18 protein-coding genes are annotated in these 18,946 nt (G+C 53.4%); 10 read left to right on the forward strand and 8 right to left on the reverse strand.

From position 1 onward, the window contains the following. Nucleotides 1-6: 6 nt before the first annotated feature. From GOW09_RS07290 to GOW09_RS07310, 5 genes are all read right to left on the reverse strand, one after another. Nucleotides 7-1,002 carry an ABC transporter substrate-binding protein gene (locus GOW09_RS07290; RefSeq protein ID WP_171116966.1) on the reverse strand — a complete coding sequence of 332 codons (996 nt, stop codon included), beginning with the start codon at nucleotides 1,000-1,002 and terminating at the stop codon, nucleotides 7-9. Continuing rightward, entirely contained in the window at nucleotides 999-1,904 is a 906-nt protein-coding gene (locus GOW09_RS07295; protein WP_171116968.1) for a lysylphosphatidylglycerol synthase transmembrane domain-containing protein, read from the reverse strand. Before GOW09_RS07295 ends, GOW09_RS07290 begins: the two co-directional genes overlap by 4 nt. Continuing rightward, a complete protein-coding gene (locus GOW09_RS22530; protein ID WP_253284217.1) occupies nucleotides 1,901-2,920 on the reverse strand; it encodes a sulfatase-like hydrolase/transferase in 1,020 nt (339 codons plus the stop codon). The genes GOW09_RS07295 and GOW09_RS22530 overlap by 4 nt, the downstream gene beginning before the upstream one ends. A 590-nt stretch (nucleotides 2,921-3,510) precedes the next feature. Continuing rightward, nucleotides 3,511-4,233, reverse strand: a complete 723-nt coding sequence (locus GOW09_RS07305; protein ID WP_171116972.1) for a CDP-alcohol phosphatidyltransferase family protein — start codon at nucleotides 4,231-4,233, stop codon at nucleotides 3,511-3,513. A gap of 76 nt (nucleotides 4,234-4,309) precedes the next feature. Further along, nucleotides 4,310-5,080, reverse strand: a complete 771-nt coding sequence (locus GOW09_RS07310) for an endonuclease/exonuclease/phosphatase family protein (protein WP_253284218.1) — start codon at nucleotides 5,078-5,080, stop codon at nucleotides 4,310-4,312. Between the two features lie 46 nt (nucleotides 5,081-5,126). Here GOW09_RS07310 and GOW09_RS07315 point away from each other — a divergent pair, with 46 nt between their 5' ends. Further along, entirely contained in the window at nucleotides 5,127-5,759 is a 633-nt protein-coding gene (locus GOW09_RS07315) for a YceI family protein (RefSeq protein ID WP_171116974.1), read from the forward strand. A 793-nt stretch (nucleotides 5,760-6,552) separates the two neighbouring features. Here GOW09_RS07315 and GOW09_RS07320 read toward each other — a convergent pair. Continuing rightward, on the reverse strand, nucleotides 6,553-7,581 hold the full coding sequence (locus GOW09_RS07320) for an AraC family transcriptional regulator (protein WP_171116976.1): 1,029 nt from the start codon (nucleotides 7,579-7,581) through the stop codon (nucleotides 6,553-6,555). Between the two features lie 115 nt (nucleotides 7,582-7,696). Between GOW09_RS07320 and GOW09_RS07325 the strand changes: the two genes are divergently transcribed. The 5 genes from GOW09_RS07325 (at nucleotide 7,697) to GOW09_RS07345 (ending at nucleotide 13,698) form a co-directional block, all read left to right on the forward strand. Further along, nucleotides 7,697-9,070 (forward strand): amidohydrolase family protein, encoded by a 1,374-nt coding sequence (locus GOW09_RS07325; protein WP_170568146.1) that lies wholly within the window; start codon nucleotides 7,697-7,699, stop codon nucleotides 9,068-9,070. 93 nt (nucleotides 9,071-9,163) lie between these two features. Beyond that, complete coding sequence (locus GOW09_RS07330) at nucleotides 9,164-10,648, forward strand: amidohydrolase family protein (RefSeq protein WP_171233977.1); 1,485 nt, start codon at nucleotides 9,164-9,166, stop codon at nucleotides 10,646-10,648. 119 nt (nucleotides 10,649-10,767) lie between these two features. After that, nucleotides 10,768-11,169 carry a hypothetical protein gene (locus tag GOW09_RS07335; protein WP_170568148.1) on the forward strand — a complete coding sequence of 134 codons (402 nt, stop codon included), beginning with the start codon at nucleotides 10,768-10,770 and terminating at the stop codon, nucleotides 11,167-11,169. Nucleotides 11,170-11,195: 26 nt separating this feature from the next. Further along, nucleotides 11,196-12,368 (forward strand): dipeptidase, encoded by a 1,173-nt coding sequence (locus tag GOW09_RS07340; protein WP_170568149.1) that lies wholly within the window; start codon nucleotides 11,196-11,198, stop codon nucleotides 12,366-12,368. A 76-nt stretch (nucleotides 12,369-12,444) separates the two neighbouring features. Further along, nucleotides 12,445-13,698, forward strand: coding sequence for a carbohydrate porin (locus GOW09_RS07345; protein WP_170568150.1), 1,254 nt, complete (start codon nucleotides 12,445-12,447; stop codon nucleotides 13,696-13,698). A gap of 250 nt (nucleotides 13,699-13,948) precedes the next feature. Here GOW09_RS07345 and GOW09_RS22300 read toward each other — a convergent pair whose 3' ends face one another. Next, a complete protein-coding gene (locus GOW09_RS22300; protein ID WP_217360260.1) occupies nucleotides 13,949-14,374 on the reverse strand; it encodes a hypothetical protein in 426 nt (141 codons plus the stop codon). Here GOW09_RS22300 and GOW09_RS07350 point away from each other — a divergent pair. From GOW09_RS07350 to GOW09_RS07365, 4 genes are all read left to right on the forward strand, one after another. Next, nucleotides 14,373-14,612 (forward strand): potassium channel family protein, encoded by a 240-nt coding sequence (locus tag GOW09_RS07350; protein ID WP_253282527.1) that lies wholly within the window; start codon nucleotides 14,373-14,375, stop codon nucleotides 14,610-14,612. The two genes, GOW09_RS22300 and GOW09_RS07350, sit on opposite strands and share 2 nt — an antisense overlap. 176 nt (nucleotides 14,613-14,788) lie before the next feature. Next, a complete protein-coding gene (locus GOW09_RS07355) occupies nucleotides 14,789-15,868 on the forward strand; it encodes an AI-2E family transporter (protein WP_152459503.1) in 1,080 nt (359 codons plus the stop codon). Next, on the forward strand, nucleotides 15,865-16,929 hold the full coding sequence (locus tag GOW09_RS07360; RefSeq protein WP_171116978.1) for an HlyD family secretion protein: 1,065 nt from the start codon (nucleotides 15,865-15,867) through the stop codon (nucleotides 16,927-16,929). Before GOW09_RS07355 ends, GOW09_RS07360 begins: the two co-directional genes overlap by 4 nt. Continuing rightward, nucleotides 16,919-17,926 (forward strand): DUF2955 domain-containing protein, encoded by a 1,008-nt coding sequence (locus tag GOW09_RS07365; protein WP_171116981.1) that lies wholly within the window; start codon nucleotides 16,919-16,921, stop codon nucleotides 17,924-17,926. Before GOW09_RS07360 ends, GOW09_RS07365 begins: the two co-directional genes overlap by 11 nt. 267 nt (nucleotides 17,927-18,193) lie before the next feature. On the opposite strand, the gene GOW09_RS07370 is transcribed toward GOW09_RS07365, so the two are convergent. Then, entirely contained in the window at nucleotides 18,194-18,943 is a 750-nt protein-coding gene (locus tag GOW09_RS07370; RefSeq protein ID WP_171116983.1) for a proteasome-type protease, read from the reverse strand. Between the last annotated feature and the right edge of the window lie 3 nt (nucleotides 18,944-18,946).

Raw genomic sequence — 18,946 nt, forward strand, 5'->3', positions numbered from 1 at the left:
CTCGAGTCAGCCATACACCTCTTCCAGCAGCGACCTGTCCCAAAGGTCAGGAGTAACGTTTCGACCCAACAGCGCGAGCGTTTCGACATTGGCCGCCACAGTCTCGTCGGTGAACCAACCGAACCCGAACTCGGCCGTCAGGTTTGAGAACATCAGCGGCACTTGGCGCGCGGCCTGCAGCTTTTGCGCGGCGAGATCCAGACCTGCATCAGGGAACATCTCCAGCGTCAACTGGGCGGCGGCGTCGGTGTCTTTGTGATAATCATTCCACCCCATGACTTCGCCTTTCAGTAAAGACACAAGCTCTGCGCGCCTTTGAGCAAGAGAGTCTTCGGTGGCGATATAGGTTTGAGAATGAACGGCATACCCGTAGTCAGCCATGAGCATTGTGGTGTTGTCGACGCCCTGCACAGTCATGGCGACGGGCAAATCTGTTTCCCAGCAAAGCAGGCAATCCACTTGGCCACTGACTAACGGTGCCGGGTCATATTGAGTGGGGATAATTTCAATTTGGTCGATGTCTATCCCGTTCAACTTGCATAAGGCTTGCAAGACGGGCGTATTCGCGACGGCCATACCGATCTTTTTGCCGACCAGATCCGCGGGTTCGTTTACCGGGTTGGCCGCAAGCGATGCAATCGCGAACGGATTCTTTTGCATTGCAACAGCGATAATTTTGAACGGCGCGCCCTGCGCCACAGCGGCGGCGGTATAGTCCGCAGCTGATATCCCAACCATAGCAGTTCCTGAAACCACGGGCGGCTCGACAGGCGCGTTTGGACCGCCTTGGGCGAGTGAGACATCCAAACCCAGATCGGACCAATACCCTTTGTTTTTCGCAATGTAACTTCCGCCAAACTGCACTGAATGCAGCCACGACAGCTGGAAATTCAAAGGTTGTAAGTTAGCTGCTAGTGCCGGCAACCCATATGCAGAAGCGGCAAAACCGGCTGCTCCGGTTTGAAGAAAAAAACGGCGTGTAAGGTGGGCGGGCTGTTTCATAGCGAATTTCTTCTCCCTGTCGTTAGTTGCAGTTCAAGCGATCTTGGCCACAGCAGAATTGCAACTGCTGGCAGCGCGGCGATCAGGATAACGGCGCCATAAGTGACACCCGAAGCAATGCCCGCACTGGATGACTGCCCGATTATTGGAAATAAGGCGGCAGCGGCTCCTTCCCTCCAACCCCAACCACCAATCGACATAGGGATCAGCATGGCGGTCAACACCAGAGGAATAATGATAAGCAAGCCGCCTGATGGTATGACAACCCCTACAGCCCTTGCTGACGCGTAGAATCCCAGTATCAGACATGCAGAGCTGACTAAGCCGAGTAAAACAAAGGCCGTTCGACGTTGTAACCTGATCAAAAAGACAACGAACCTCCCAATTGATGGAAGGGCAAGTGATATAAGGCTCACCACGACTAGAGCGCATAGCAACACAGCAAGAACTGTCATGCTCAGTTCAGGATGATCGAAGCCTGCGGGCCACATTAGCGCAGCACAGACGCCCAGAAAAAGGACTGCCATGATCGCGATTTGCCCCAACAGCCGTTCCGCGAACACAGATTGAGCTGAGCGTTTGAGGTCTGCTTTCTTCCCCGCCCGAACCGCACGGGTCAGATCCCCCGGAACGCCGCCGGGCAGAACCATATTCACCAGCTGCGCGATATAGTATTCGCGCAGGGCGAAAGAGTAATCAAACCGAATATCCAACGTGCGCGCTGTAAGTTGCCATCGGAATGCCATGGAGAAGGTTGCGGCAGTTGTTGCAAGGATCGAAAGCCCTACCCATTCCAGGCTAAGCATCCGCAGATGATCAGCGACAGGCGCCAAATCCGTCCACCAAAGCAACGCGATAATCAACGTGATCGATACGACCAACCTGACCCAATACCGGTTCATTGCGTTACCATTGCGGTTGAGGTCTTGTCAGAAAAGGCCGCGATAAAGTTGTCCCTAAAACTGTCCATTCGGCGAACAGGGACGTCGGATGCGGGGACAAGCCCTTCGGTCCAACGCCAATGCTCGATGTGATCCAAGACTTGCGGGGGTCCGATTATATGAACAGCTACATCCTTGCTGTCACTGCCTGATACAAATCCAGCGGCTTGATGGTCCCCTGCGACAATGACCAGTGGTGCATCGTCGGCCAGTTGAAGAACATGAGAAAAGACGACTTGCAAAACGTAGTCTACCGATTTGCGATACGCGTCCCGCACGGCATCCCGGTCTTTCCACAACACTTCAGGTGTCGGTCCCCGTAAGGCCATCTCATTGAAGACGGTGCCGTCGCCTACGTCCTTCCACGGGATTACATCTGCGATTGGCGTCCAAGGGGCATGTGAAGAGATCAGGGCGATCTGGACAAAATCAGGTCTCGGGTCCGGCGGCAAGAGATCGGGATACGCAGCCAAGGTGAATTGGTCGGGCATCGTGACCCAGCGAAAACTCTCGCCCGCATAGGGGATTGTGGCCTTGTCAAAAACAAGCTCAAACCCCATCGCTCGGCTCTCGGGCCAGTCCTTTGTGATTGCAGGCATGACAGCGGCTGTCCGATACCCCGCCGCTTGCGCGATATGAGATAGCCATTTGCGCCCACTGTCGATCATCGCTTGATAGCGCCCGTTATCGGCGGTCCACAAGCCGGACCCCAGGGTCCCATGTGCCAACCAGCTTTGTCCGCCTGCCGTTGGCGAGGTCAGCCAACCGCTTTTCATGGCAAGGCCCGAACCCGCGATTTCCGCCTGAGCAGACCGCAGCGTTGCAAGATGCGTTGGCGCGTACAGCGGGTTGTCGAAGCTCGCGCGACCGTAGCTTTCAATCCAGATCAAAAGCACATCCCGCCCATCAAGCTTGTTCAACAATCCGGTCTGATTGGCATAGGTATCTGAACCTGCGGCCTTACGAAACTCAGCCAAATCTCTGGTTGTTCTCTGTATTTCCTCTACGCGATTTACTGCTAAGCGAGCGGTCCAGGTGGTCCCCGGCGGGCTGTTTCCCAATTTCCAGAAACTGAGGTGATGACCCGCATCCGCGACAGCCCATCCAGTGCAGCCGACGCCGATCAAAGCTGCTGCCAATCCTGTTTTTGCATTTTGTCCAAGTGACGCCCAAGCGGCAAAGCCCTGGACTATAAAAACGTAAAGCAGTGCCAGCAACAAAATGGTCGATGACACTGCAAAAACAAATACAACCAAACCAAGGCTATCGTGGGCGAATGAGAACCCTGCAGCGATCAAGGGCATATCAACGACCGGATTAAAAGGCCTGTCAAAAGCGCTAAACATTGCATAGTCGGCGAGCTTCAAAACAGCGACAGCCAACAAAGCCAGCGCGACCGCGTGTACGATGATCAAGCGCCGACCCAGCACCATCATCAGAAATAGTATCACAGGCAGCTCGAGAGGCCAGCGCAACACCGCGCCCCACCCAAAAGCGCTTGGATGGTTTGGCAGCGCGAGAACAGAAAAAACAGCCAACGCACCCAAAGCTAAGAAAAGTGCTTGCCTCATTCAGCACGCCCAAGAAGCCAATTGATGTCCACAAAGAAGGACCATGCGAGCAGTATCGCAGCCATAAAAGATATCGGCAAATACGCTGTTGTTGGCGTCAAGGGAAACAGGAGCGTGACCAACGCACCGATTTGTATAACGCAAATTGCTTTTCGACGGAACGACTCGGGGAGTTCAGCCTGCAATGCGGGCAAAAATAGACTTGCTGCGCAGAAGGTGTATCGCATGAAACCAAGAACCAGAATTTCCAGGCCTGTTGTCCCTGATACCAAAAGCCACACAGAGAGGACCGCGCCCAACAACGCGTCCGTTTCCATATCAAACCTCGCGCCAAATCGGGATGTGAGTTTTGATCGCCGCGCCAACCAGCCGTCTACGCCATCCAATGCGAATGCTACTGTTGCCACCACAAATACCAGCCAAGGGTTCACGGTTGGCGCGACCACAGTGCCAGCCAAAAACGCGACCATTGCAGCGCGGATTAGGGTTACAAGGTTACACAGACCCAACACTTCATAAGGATAGGTTCGACGCAACCCCGGGATCAGCAATCCGACGACTACCCCAAAGACGACCAAAGGGGGCAATGCGGAACCAAACGCCAGTAATGAGCATACTGCCATTGCAAGAGCAATGACCGCGCTGGCCAGGCACAGGTTGGCAACAGGTGGTTCCACCTCCACAGGCCTTGTCGCGTTGTAAAAATCACCGCCAAACATAAACGTCACCCAATTGATCCTAAGAACAAATTAGCCCGCCAACGACCTTCGGGTAGCCTTGTGGGCAACCAACCGCTCACGTCCTTTTCCCAAGCTTAACAACGCCCGTCAAAGGCAAGTGATCCGAAGCCTGCACCAAAACCTCTGATTTTAGTGCGTGAACCTCTGAAATTGCGTCTGGAAAATCCGTCAAGATCCTGTCCAGGGGTAAAAAAGGCGCTCGGCTCGGGAAACTGGCTCGAGCAGGCCCTTGAAAGGCCGTTCCAGTAATCCGTTGATGGAACATCAAACCGCCCCAAGGCCGCCATTCATTGAAGTCGCCTAGCATGAGTGTTTGCATAGTTGGGCGACGATGTAAGTACTGCCCAATGGTACGCATTTGGATGATGCGCAACGGTTGCGACAAAGAGAGATGCATCGTCATTATGCGCAACGGATAACCGTCAACCAGCGTTTCGAACACTATGGCGCCCCGGTGGCAATGGCCTGGTAGATCAATCACATCTGCATGGGTGCGCTGAAACCTCTCGCCCAGAAACAGGATGCTTCCCAGAAATCCATCGCTCTGACTTCCCCAACGCAATGCGGGGGCGTCTTGTGTGTATCTGAGCCCCGTAAGCTCGGAGATGTTCTGCACGTCTACGATCCGAGCGTGCGGTCGACATTCCTCATCCGCTTCTTGCAACGCCAGAATGTCCAAACCCAAAGGCGTCAGTTCCGTCCCGATTGCGTTGGCCACACGGTTTGGATCGACCTGTCCATCTGGTCCCTTTGCGCGATGAATGTTCCATGTTGCGCAGCGAATTGTGGAGTTGCTCATGTTTTTACGGCCTTTGTCCGTTTGCAACCTATATTATTTATAACCTTGGCTACCACTCGGAGGTCTTCGTACTATGGCTTTAAAGCGTTTAAAAACCGATCTCGGCCGCTTTGGCACTACAACGCGAACGATTGTAACCTCGGCTGCACTAAGTGCATATGCAATGGCGGCTAACGCCGATATGGCGCGGTATGAACTCGATCCAACGCACACGGCCATCTATTTCACAATTGATCACATCGGCTACGCAAAAACACTTGGTGTGTTCACAGAAGTGTCGGGCAACTTCTTTTACGACACTGAAACGCAAGAGTTGCGCGACGTAGAGGTTATAATCCAAGCGGCGTCCGTGAACACGTTCAACGACGCGCGTGACGGTCATGTTCGAAACCGAGACTTCCTGGATGTCTCGACGTATCCCGAAATCAAGTTTGTTGCGAACGGTGGCACAGCTTCGGACGACACCAGCGGAACTGTGACCGGAGAATTGACGATCTTGGATCAAACTCTTCCCGTAACGCTGAATGTTACGCTAAACAAAGTCGCAGAATATCCGTTTGGCCATAAACGCGAGGTTTTAGGACTGTCGCTCGACACCGCCATTTTGCGCAGTGAGTTTGGGATGGACTACGGAGTCGCGAATGGGCTTGTTGGCGATGAAGTGACGATTAACATTGAGACGGAAGCAATCAAAAGCGACAAATGATTTTGGTAAACGAATGTGTTGCCAGCCAACAAATCGATCTTGCGGGCAGTAAACTGCCTGGCTTCGAAGGGCAGTCCACGTATTTTTTTGATTTTTCCTTCGAATCCTAGTCACTAAACGACTGCCGCCCATTTTCAGTTTTGAGTCTGAATTTACCTCATGTTGATAGCGGTGAACCATAAATGACGTATTACATAGCTGAAAGCATGCGGACTCAACGCGGCCTACAGTGGTGAAGATTTCTGAGCAAATCGCAACAATAGTGCTTGGTGGTTGCGCAAGCATTGACGCTGATCAGATTTTGTAGGGCCACGACAGCGATGAGTGCGGGATAGGCTGGGTGTAGACACGGTATTGGGATAAACCGGTTGATGTAAGAAAGGGACGTGCACCTACTGCGCAAAGTCTAGTTTTGGGCTCGGTACGGCCATTCGCCGCTTTTCGCATCGGTGGCCGCTCGCAGCCCAAACCGGACATTCGCAACTAAACTATGCAAATCCCCATAAGCGGGACAAAGCCACCATTTGATCAATGACCGCTTTCCAGAAGTGCGCTTCGTTCGCGGGCTTAGCGTATTTGTTGGATCGTTTGAAAGCTGCGGGGGCCGTATCAGCCCATATCCGAAACGCCCGTGAGAAGCCTGTTGAGTCGGTATGGCCGAGTCTTTACGCTTTTCGCGGCGTTGAAGTCCCACGGAAAAACGCCGGATATCCGAAGCGAGCCAACGCCTGCAGTAAGTTGGGACTTGCGTCGTCGCTTATGAATCTTGGAGCGGTAATCTTTAGCTTAACGATCAGTCAGAGTTGCATATCTGATTGCGTTTCTTGAATTCATTCGGAGTCATCCCGGTCCATCGCTTGAAACTCCTGTGAAAACTGGGTTGGTCCAGAAGCCCAACACTTTCACCAATTTCTTTTATCGAAAGTTGGCTGTTTACAAGCAATGTCTTCGCTCGCTTCGCCCGACATTTTTCCAGTTCTGCTTTGAAGCTTGTACCATTGGCTCGGAAGGTGCGTTTCAAACGGTCGGGGCTTTGCGAATACAACTCGGCAAACCAGTTCAGGGTGGCAGGTTGCTTGTCGAGATGCAGTTCAAGCAAATCGCGGGTTTGCTGAAGAAAGTCGTCGGCGCCTGTGACGTTCTCCGGGAGATTCTGGCTTTGCCCACCCCCGGACCGAAGCAGCAACCAGTTCGCTGGAAACTCGATGCGAGCGCCCAAGCGATTGGTCTGGCGTACCGAAATCTCCTTTTTCTGCCAATCAGGTATGCAATCAGGTTTGCAAACCCAGAAATGTAGCTTTTTGGAATCCCAGTCGGGACCGCAGACGGATCGAACTAGTCGAACCATAAATCCCAGATAATAGCCGTCGACTTGGCCAGGTGGAGAAGATGGCTTGAATGTGCGTTTTGCATCTAACCTGGCGACATGACCGTCGGTCTCGAGATTGTAGGTCGCCATGGACGAAATCCTGCCCACGTCCACAACTAGCGATATCAAAAGGTCACCGAGCGACGCGCTTTGAGTTTCAAGGATCGACAGGTTGGGCAATGTCTTGAGAGCCGCATTCGCACCGACGTCAAACCCCAAATGCGGGTTACTCAATGCCTTCGCGAAATTGTCGATCAGATCGTACCAATGCTGCCCTGCCATGAACGCTTCGCCGCGCTGCACGTCCTTCAGACTGAGGCCGGATGGCTCAAGAAATTTGTCAACTTCAAGGCCATGGCTGAGGGCAAGGGACACAAAAGGTTGCGCCATCGAGCATTCAACAGTTGGGAGTTTCATTTGTCGACCCGAACACTCACAGTTTAATTTTTCCATTCGCATTTTCGAGCATTTTTTTATGCATTTCAACCACAATGCTAATGACAGTCTGAGCGCCACACGCAAAGATACAATCGTGCAGAGCAGTGCATTGCCACGAAGGAACTCCAAAATGTTCAAAAGTTTAACGGTCGCCACTTTTCTTTCAGCGGTCGCAACATATTCATTTGCTCAAGAGGAAAGCTTTCCGATCCTCTTCACCAACGTGCATGTCTTTGACGGCGTGAACGAAGAGCGGATCGAAAATGCCAATGTTCTGGTGGTTGACAACCTGATTGCCGAAGTTTCGACCGAGCCTCTGGCTGTAGCGAATGTCCAGATCATCGACGGCGGTGGGCGCACGTTGATGCCGGGTATGCATGACCAGCACGTGCATCTTACAGTATTCAATCCGCTCAGCGACGGGTTACGCCAGAATATCACGCCCTTTCATCTTGGCGGCGTCGCCACGATCCGGTCCCAGCGCATTCTCATGAACGGGTTCACAACCGTGCGCGACCTTGGAGGACCGGCCAAATCCATCGCCCGCATAATTGACACCGGAATGTTTCCGGGCCCACGTATCTATTCCTCGGAAGCGTTTATCACCCAGACATCCGGCCATGCTGATTTCCGCAAACTAAACGACCGGCATCCCACATTGTCGGGTCAGGGGCCGTCGCATTGGGTCGAAACGGACATGAGCTTTATCGCCGACGGACCTGAGCAAATCCGAATGGCTGTGCGTGAAAACCTGCGTCGCGGGGCCACCCAGATCAAGATCATGGTCAGCGGCGGGGTTACGTCAGAGTTCGATCCGCTGCACTCACTTCAGTATCAGGCTGACGAGATTCAGATGGCGGTCAAAACGGCCGCGCAGTGGGGCACCTATGTCACCTGCCATGTGTTCACCGAACAGGCGATCCGCAACTGCATCGACAATGGTGCCAAGACGATTGAACACATCCCGTTCCTAACCAAGGAGGCTGCCGAGATCATGGTCGAAAAGCAGATCATGTTCGCGACGGCGGTGGCCCCGGTCTACTCGGTGACCACCGAACAAGCGGAAGCCTTTTACACGCCAGCGTCCTTCGTGAAATGGAAAAGTGTGCGGGATGCTGCGGCCAATATGATCGAAGTGATCCAGACGACGCCGGGCATGATTGATCTCTACACACTGGGCACAGACCTTGTGAACAACTGGGATCAGACGCTTGAGCAAGACAAGAAGATGAACGACGAAATCGGGTATCTGCACGAAGCGGGTTTCAGCGCATATGACATTCTGCGCATCGCAACGTCGAACGGCGCCCGCATGAACCAACTGACCGGCTTGAACAACCCGTATCAAGACGGCCCCCTCGGCGTGGTCGAGGAAGGTGCCTATGCCGATCTTCTGCTGGTCGATGGCAACCCGCTGGAGGACATCCTGCTGCTGGCCGAGCCGGACGCCAATCTGAAAATCATCATGAAAAACGGCGTGATTTACAAGAATACACTCGATTGAGTGTCGCGCGGGGTGAATTAACCTCGGCACCCCGCGCACCCCGATAGCGGAAGGGAAAGGAAGCCTATGAAATACCTCGGCAAATCTACAATGATGGCGAGCGCACTGGCTCTCACAACAAGCGCGGCTTTTGCACAAGAGGCCACAGGTGACATCCCCCCTGTTACACTCTTCAAGAATGTGATGGTTTTTGATGGAGTGAATGACGGCCTCAAGGACGTCGACGTGCTCGTGGTAGGCAACAAGATTCACAAGATTGACGCTGACATTCCTGAGGGCGGGAAGTGGGAAGTCGATGTGCGCACCGGGGGATCCAAGCGGTTGCCTGATCCAGTCGGCGGCATCGACGGCTACTCCTTCACCGTTCAAACGGAACGCGGCATCGAGACCAAAGAAGTGGATGTGACCGTCATTGACGGAGACGGTCGTACGCTCATGCCTGGGCTTATCGACAGCCATGTGCATGTGAACATGTACAAGAACGGGACTATCCCGGGGCTTCAGGACACCACATGGGAAGAGATTGGCGCACGTGCTGCCGCATTCGCGCAGGAAATGTTGGCGATGGGCTTTACAACGGTTCGCGATATGTGCGGCGCTCATGGTGGGCTGAGAGCGGTTATTGATGAAGGATCACTTCCCGGCCCAAGAATTTATTCCTCCGGCGCATGCCTTAGCCAAACGGGCGGACACGGCGACTGGGGTATCGCTGGTCAGCGCAAGAACGAGAGCAATCTTGAGCGACTGGAGATCACCAGATTGGTGGACGGGCCCGCCGAGGTGCTTCAGGGTGCGAGGAGGAATTTTGCTTTAGGGGCAAACTATCTCAAGATCATGGTCAGCGGTGGCGTGACATCGATCAAGGACCCGATATATCAGTCTGCTTTCACAAACGAAGAGATTTCTGCCGCAGTAGAGGTTGCAGGCGATATGGACTCATACGTCGCTATGCACGTATTTATGGACAGCGACCTGTCCCGTGCGCTCGATCTTGGTGTCAAAGTGGTAGACCACGGCCTGACCATTACCGAACCGACGATGCAGAAGCTGGTCGAAAAAGAGGCGTTCTTTTCGCCCAACCTGACTGCGCTTGCGCCCGAAGCTCTGGAACACCCGATGCATCAGGACCCGACTTTCCCGCCGACGGCGAAGTTTCTGTGGTTGCGGGAAAACAGCAAGCAGCTGATGGATCTTGTAAAAAAATACAAGCCGAAGATGGTGTTCGATTCCGATTACGTGCTTCTCACGGGTGTCCCTTATCGCCAGTCAATGGATTTTACGAAGGCGTTTGTCGCGCGTGAGTTTGGCAACCTCTGGGCATTGCAGATGATGACCTCAAATGGTGGCGAACTGGCGGCGCTGACCGGGCGAGGAAACCCTTACCCTGAAGGCAAGCTTGGTGTGATCGAAGAAGGCGCCTACGCCGACATTCTGATCGTAGACGGGAACCCACTTGAAGACATCTCGGCCATCGGCGCGGTGGACACATGGTTTGATGCGCCGCCACGCGGGCAGGATGTCCCAAGCATTCGAATGATCATGAAAGACGGCGTGATCTACAAGAACACGCTGGAGTGATAAGCAGAGGTTTTTTGTACTCTGCCTATGCCTGCGCCGGATCGCGCCTTTTTTGGCGCGAGCATCCAAACAGTAGCCTGTTTCGTCTCGCCGCAGGCTCAGCATTGAAAGGACGCACAATGAAACATCTTATGCTGGGCGCTCTTCTGGCGGGATACGCCACATTGGTCAATGCAGAAGACAGCCAAAACATGCGCACATTTCTCTTCATCGGCACGTCCAACAGTGCCGCGTGGGAAATGCAGATCGCAAATCCAGGTGATCGCGCAGCTAGCGTCAAAGGTGGAATTGAGGCGCTTGGCGGGGAGCTTCTCAGTTACTACTGGGGCCTCGGAAACGGGAAAAACTACATCACCGTTTCGCTACCTGACGATCCTACGTTCATTCAGGCGTTTTACGTCAGCCGTCTTGGGGATGGGCTGCTCGATGACTACCAGATGATCGAACTGATGAGCAGCGCGGACATGGCCGAAGCGTTGTCCCGCGTACCTGAGATCAAAGCGCAGGATGATCTGAAGTAACGGGTCGTGAAAAAGGAGATGAAAGCATGAAAAAGGTTACCAAACTTGCTCTTGCAGCGGTGGTTTTGAGCGGTCCGGTTTTTGCACAAGCACCGCCAAGCGAAGAGGAAATCGCCGCGCGTATCGAGAAACTTGTGGAAATGGCTGATCCCCGCGGGGATGAGGCGAGGCAGGGCGATTTGGCATATCGGGAGCGGTATGTCGACGCCCTAATGATCGATGCGCTTGCGGTCGGCTCGCCCGGGTTCGAGAGTATCGACTTCCTGCTCAAGGATTGGGAGAGCCTTGCCAATCATTACGAGGAGTATGGATACGCTGCGTTCAGCACAACGATATCCAACGGCTCCGAAGGTGCTCTCGCCGTTCTCGAACGGATTGATGTCATGAAGGCGTGGATTGACGAAAACTCTGACCGTTTCACGCTGGCGACGACAGTTCAGGATTTGATTGATGCCAAGGAGGCAGGCGTTGTTGCTGTGATGCTGAACTCGCAAAGCATGGATATGCTCGACGAGGATATCGCGAACGTTCAGCGCTATTGGGATCTCGGAATCCGCCAGATGAATTTTTCGTACAATCAAACCGGCCCCTATTCTGCTGGTATGGTCGACAATGACCCCTTGGCGAGTGACATGGGCGTTACCGAGCTGGGCGCAGCTGTGGTCGCCGAGATGAACCGTGTTGGCATGATCGTCGATTGCTCACACTCTTCATGGGAAACTTGCATAGAAGCAGCAGAGCTTACCACCAAGCCGATGATGATTTCGCATAGCAACTCGTACGCGTTGTACGAGAACCTTCGAAATGTATCGGATGAAGCAATCCGAGCCGTCGCTGCTACCGGTGGCGTTGTATGCGTGAATTTCCTTGGTGGCTTTCTGAATGGGCAAGTTCAGGCTACGCCGGAGGCCATTGCCAAGCATATCAACTACATCGGTCAACTTGTCGGAAAACAGGCAACCTGCTTCGGCGTCGATTATGTCGAGAACTATGCCGTCGCACTTGGTCCAATTATTGGGAATCCCGAAAAGTACCCGCCGGAACAGGGATATGGTCTGCCAACTCAGATGGCCCCGCCCGCCGACGCATGGGCGGTTTCCCGAGTTCTGGAGGAACAGCACGGTTGGAGCGAGAGCGAAATCCGCGGATTGATGGGTGGCAATCTGATGCGCCTTTATGAAGCGAATTGGGGAGAGTAGGTCGCTTTGAAAATATGCCGCGCACGGGCCGGTTGATTCGTGAATGACCCGCTGCCGCCCTAAACGAAGGACGAGTATGACCAAGAAGCACATCAAAATAGTTGCTTTCTTATTTGCCGGTGCCATCGCTTCGGGCGCGTCAGCCCAAGAAAACAGCACGGTACGGCAGTTGGAGGCGGCTGCCACCGCATCGCTTGGGGGGCCAGCGTCGGCTCAGGCGCAATTAGAGCAGGACAGGCTCCGGCGTCTTGAGGATTCCAGATTGCCGGGGCTGGATCGGTTTTTCGATCCCCTCGAACAGTCGCGCGAGGCTTTTGCCAAACGCACTGGGTTGAATTTGTCCTTCGACTACCAAGCGCTCTACCAGAAGTCTTCAGACAGCCTGAGTGGCACCGACGAGGCCGCTTCGGGGCAGGCGCGGATCATTGGCAACTGGGAATTGCTGAATCGTGGGACCGACAATGCAGGCAGTTTCGTCTTTATCCTCGAAAACCGTCATCGTTTGGGCACGGATATCGCGCCGGGCAGTCTCGCGGGCGAAATTGGGTATCTCGGTGTCACGGCAACGACATTCAGCGACACGGACTCTACACTGTCGGTCGCGTATTGGTCGCAGGCCCTGTCCGGGATCAACGGAGGCTTCGTGGCCGGTCGCATTGACCCCGGCGACTATTCCGATATCCTTGGCTACGTGAACCCGCGCACGACTTTTTCGAATTTTTCAATTCTGTTCAGTCCAGTCCTTCCCATTCCCGATCCTGGCTTTGGCGTTGCTGGCGGAGGTTACTTTACAGATCAGATCTATGCGCTTGGCTTGGTCAGCGATGCCAATGGATCATTGACGGATGTAGACTGGTTTCCCGGCGGTTCGGAGTTTTTCACCTACGGTGAGATCGGCTGGACGCCTGCCAGAGACCAGCGATACCTCACCAATGTTCATCTCGGTGTATTCCATGTGGATGACAGAGATGACGCTGGTGTGCCCAGCAGTCACGGAGCGATGCTGTCAGGCAATGTGACCCTTGACGAAAGCATTATGCTGTTCGGTCGCCTTGGCTGGTCCGACGGCGATGCCCCGATTGCCAGACGTGCGGTCAACGCCGGGGTCATGTGGCGCCCCGGGTTTTATGACGACTTGATCGGGTTTGGCGTGACGGTCGCCGACCCATCCGATCAAAACCTTGACACGCAAACCACCGTCGAAGCGTTTTATCGCTTAGATATTTCCGACAACCTCGCGCTTACGGCAGATGTCCAGTATCTGAACAATCCCGGCTTCACCGATGATGATCCTCTGGTGTTCGGGCTGAGGTTGAGATTCAACTTATAAGACAGAAAAAACACGAAACCTCATCCTCATACTTGGTATTCTGTAGGCCAGCTTCCGCTGATTAACCCGCCCGTCAAGTCAATGCAGAGTTGCAGGCTAATTATGATTGGAAGGCTTCTCTGACAAAGTTGAAAACTCCGTTTTCGAGAAGCTTGTCACAGTTTTAGCAACACAGGTTCGCGTTGAAAGCCGAATGTAGCGTAACTCCCTTTCGAAACCCGGTGCTCAAAACCACAACCGTAGCCCGAGTTCAGTGAGAGAGAGGGCAAAGCAGACGTTCGCAACCTATCCTCCAGCGGCAAGTTTGGGCTCTATCCTGACGGATCAGTCGCTGAGGCTGAATAGCGGCTTTGTCCGCGAAGCAGTCGTTCACGCCGAGTGCACCGAATGACTCTGCCGAGCCCATTGCCGACTTTGCCGGGTGATTAAAAACAGAATTGACTTGAGTAATCCCGAAGCGATTGAGCGAGACATTGGTTAACATTCCTGCCGGACACGCGCGGTGGGAGCGCAACAGGCTTTTTGGAAAAATACGAGAAAATTCAAAAAATCCTATGTATAAATAAATCCCTTGGTATTCTTTCTTTATGAATTCACTAACGAGAATTACGCGAGGTATAGGCGTCGCCTTTAAAGATGGCAGGGTGAAGGGCCTTCTAGCATTCACTACTGGCATGATCCTCTGGGCGTCGGTGTTTTACCGTTATGTCGAAGGTTGGAGCTGGCTTGACTCTATCTATTTTTCTGTTGTGACAATTTCGACCGTTGGGTTCGGTGACTTTTCTCCTGAAACAGCGGCAGGGAAAATATTTACAATTTTCTACATCATCGTTGGGCTCGGTATCTTCGTGACTGCAGCGACTACGGTGGCAGATACAATCCTGTCCCAGGACGACAAGCAAGAGGACAACTAGTTTTGCCCCGCCGAGCCACTGCGATTTCATACGCAGGCAATACGTCGACTGAACAGCCCCTCTGAAATCCGGATTTGCGATATACTTCAAATGGTTGCAGGTTTTTTGGTATTTTAAATATACATATTAATTTTTTTGAGTGTAAAGTTTGAACAAACAAATGTTGGAGGGATGGTATGGAAAAGACTCAGGACGCGAAGATTGTCGATCTCGCGATTAGATTGCTGTTTCTCGGGCTATTCCTTTACAGCGCTTTGGTAATGGTGGCCCCGCTGGCAAGCGTGGTCATCTGGGCGACGATCCTGTGCGTCGCACTCTATCCGGTTTTCGATTGGCTGCAGTCCAGGTTGGGCGGAAGAAAGAAGCTTGCGACGACGATACTGGTATTGTTGGGCCTCGTTCTGACCTTGGGACCGGTCGCGACAGCGGTATCCGGAGCAGCCGAACTTGGGTCTGGATTTGCAGAACAAGCTGACAACGGCGAGCTAAAAGTCCCACCGGCACCCGATGGCTTAAAGGAGCTGCCGCTGGTCGGAAACAAAATTGCTGAAGTCTGGGGCTTGTTTGAACGAAACCTTGACGGCGCGCTTGCCAAATACGGCGCGCAGATTCTTGAGATCACCAAATCACTGTTCGGAAAGGTCGTAAGCATAGGGCTTGGGCTCTTGGCGCTGGCCCTGTCCGTCTTGATCATGGGGGCTTTGTTCAGTCCTGGTCCAAGTCTGGTGCAAGGCCTGCAGCGCTTTGCCAACCGTGTCTTTGCGCCCCGTGGCGGTGAGTTCGTTACACTTGCCGGCGCTACGATCCGCAATGTGACAAAAGGTGTGATTGGCGTGGCTGCGATTCAGGCGGTCGTGGTTTGGATATTGTTGGCGCTGTTCGGAATTGGCTCGGCCGCCACGCTGGCGTTTATCTGTTTGATCCTCTCGATTATCCAGATCGGGCCCGGCTTGGTTCTTTTGCCAGTGATTATTTACGCTTGGAGCACCATGTCCGGCGGTGCCGCGTTGATCTTCACAATCCTGGCTATTCCCGTTGCGATAATGGACAGCTTCCTAAGGCCTGTATTCATCTCAAAAGGCCTCGAAACACCAATGCTGGTCATACTCATTGGTGTTCTTGGCGGCATGATGGCCTATGGCTTGATCGGCATTTTTATGGGACCTGTTCTGTTTGCCGTGTTTTATGAGCTGTTCAAGGTCTGGATCGACGCCCCTGCAGAAGCTGAAAGCGCGGCTGAAGGAGCCACGAAATGAGAAAGACGATTTGGACCACTTTGGCCGTCATTCTTGTTTTTCTTATCTGGTATCTTGTCGCTGACCGAAAAACGCCGTTTACCGGGAATGCCAGAGTAAAGGCCATTGCGACCCAGATCGTTCCACAGGTCACCGGTACAGTGACCGAAGTTCTTGTCGAAAACGGACAGATCGTCTCGGCAGGTGATATTCTGGTTCGGATCGACCCCAGGCCCTACGAAATTCAACGCAACAAGGCGGAAGCTGATCTAGAAGCGGCCACGCAGGAGGTGGGTGCATCCTCGGCAGAGGTAAGAGCCGCGCAAGCCAAACTGGCGCGGGCCCAGAGCGATCTGGACACAATACGCATTCAAACAGAGCGTGTTTTTGCGCTGGAAAGAAAGGGATTGATCGCCGTCTCAAAAGCCGACGATGCCCGAGGTCAACTGGCAGAGTCCGAAGCAAATTATGAGAACGCCAAAGCGGATCTTGAAAAAGCAAAGCAGAGGCTGGGTGACGACGGGATCGAAAATCCAAAAATTCAGCGCGCGTTAGCTGCCTTGGCGGATGCAGAGCTAAACCTGGAATGGACTGAACTGCGTGCTCCGGCGACGGGTGTCATATCCAATCTGTTGATCGCACCTGGTACGTATGCACGGTCCGGTCAGGACCTTTTGACGTTCCTGGATGCAACCGACATATGGATAGAGGCGTATTTTACGGAAAACAACCTAGGCCGGGCAGGGGTGGGTTCTCCTGTTGATGTCGTGTTGGATATGCACCCCGGTCAAATTATCCCAGGTGTCATTGAGAGCTTCAGCGCGGCTGTATCCTTGAGCGGTGGCGATGAACCTGGCCAGTTGGCCAGCCCGCCAAGTACCAAGGGGTTTCTGCGCGAACCAGAACGGTTTCCCGTTCGGATCGTGCTGCCGGGATATGAGGCCGGAAACGCCAAAGACGAACTGCGCTTCCAACTCAACGGGCAGGCCGACGTGATCATGTATTTGAGCGACAATTCCCTGCTGAATGTGGTCGGCCGGACCTATATCCGTTTGGTCTCAATACTATCCTATGCCTATTGAGGATCGAAAATCCGTTATCCGGCTTGCGCTGGGTGTGACCGGCGTTTTCGCCTTGGGTTTGTTTCTTGGGTGGCCTTTGGCGGTTGTGGGGGCAGTTTTCACCGCGCTGTTCCTACAAGCGCCCACCGCGCTGCCGTTGGCGGCATTCGCAAAGCTGTTTGTTTTCTCTATAGGATTGATGTTCATCTCATTCCTGTTGTCGTCCGTTTTCGCACCCTATCCCGTGGTATTCCTTATTCTGGTTGCCATCGGGATCATCCTGTCCTTCATGTGGTCAGTTTCAGGGGCCGGTGTTCTACCCGGTGTCATAGCACTCATGGGGGCGTTGATGATCCCGAACCTTGTATTGCAATCGCAGGATCTGGCGCTTGTGCTAGTATTTTGGATACCGATTAACCTGCTATTTGCAGGTTTCGTATCTACGCTGATGTTTGTGATGATCCCAGCGGAACTTCAAACAGTCGCCCAAAAGAAAGCCGACGCGCCACCAGATTTTGACCGGTACCGGCGGATCGTCAGAATGTCGCTTGTGACGCTTCCATTTGCCATGGTGTTTTTTGTGTCCGGGGCATCTGCTTTGTTGGTTCTGTTCTTTGTCGCTCTTTTGAGCCAGCAACTGGCCGCCATGCCGTCGATGGGAAAAGCCGTCGCCAAAGCTATGCTTACGGCAAACCTGCTTGGGGCAGCGGTGTCGATCATTTGTTACGAGGTAAACGTGATCGCACCGGTTATTCTGACGCCCATTTTGTTATGTCTGTTCTTCTGCTTCACCCTGGGAGCGCTTGGGAAATCTCAGGTCGCACTCGCAGCAGCAGCCGGTTCGGCGTTGACAACGGTTCTGATCGTTTACGGTGGGTCGGTTGCGCCGTTTTCGGATGAGGCTGACGTCAAAAGTATCACGCGCGTTTTGCAAGTTGCAGGGGCCGCTTTCTTCGTGATTGTCGCTTATGTCATAGTGGACGAGTTCTGGCCGGAGAGGGAAATGCAAGTTTCATGAGTTGCCTGAAGTAAAGCTTTCAGGCGTCCACTCCAGCATCAAGAAGAATGTGCTTCGAAATCAGTGTTACTATCCAAGCGCGCGTCGACAAATCGGGTTAATCCGTTGCAGATTCAACACTGTTCTTCCGAATTTGGCAAACACGGCGCGCTTTTATTGCGGGCAGAAACACGGGTGCGATCGTATAAACCATCGTCTGCCTAGCCCGCCAAGTAGACACTCAAGCAAAGCTCAGCGAAAGTCCGCAGTGCGGATTAAAGCGGACGCTCAATCGCTTGGCTTTCGCTCTGGTTTGTATTCTGGAAGCTTGGACAAGGCCGATTTCAACGCGTCGCCCCACACCTCGGAAATGGTGCGAAAGTACTGATCGTCGGGTTCGAATCTGGACCGTGTGCCGCCTTCAAGACTGTCTTCATCGTAAAGAAGAAGGTCAAGCGGAGCTCCGACAGATAGATTGGCCTTGATCGTGGAGTCGAAGCTGACAAGCAGGAGTTTCACAGTTTCCGCAAAGCTCATCTCCGGATCATAGGCGCGCACCAGAATTGGACGACCGTATTTCGTCTCTCCAATCTGAAAGAACGGAGTGTCAGCGCCAGCCTCGATAAAGTTGCCTTCGGGGTAGATCAGAAACAGGCGAGACGGGCCGCCTTTGATCTGGCCACCTAAAATGAGTGTCGCATGAAAGGCGCTGTCGGCTTGCTGACCGGATTGGGAATGCTCCTGTATGACGTCATTCAACGTAGCCGCGACCAGTTGCGCGACTTGGAACATTGTCGGTGCTTCCAGTATGGACGGCGAGCGATCTTCTGGCGCTTTGGTCCGCTCTTCCAGAAGGCTTATGGTGGCCTGAGTAGTCGCAAGGTTTCCGGCCGTTAGGATAGTGATCGACCGATCGCCATCAACTGTCCAATTGAACATCTTGTTGAAGGTCGAAACATTATCGACGCCTGCATTCGTGCGCGTGTCGGACATGAACACCAACCCGCGATTCAGCCGCATACCCACAGCATAGGTCATCAA

This window comes from Ruegeria sp. HKCCA5463 (assembly GCF_013034175.1).
In the GTDB taxonomy this organism is placed as follows: Bacteria; Pseudomonadota; Alphaproteobacteria; order Rhodobacterales; family Rhodobacteraceae; genus Ruegeria.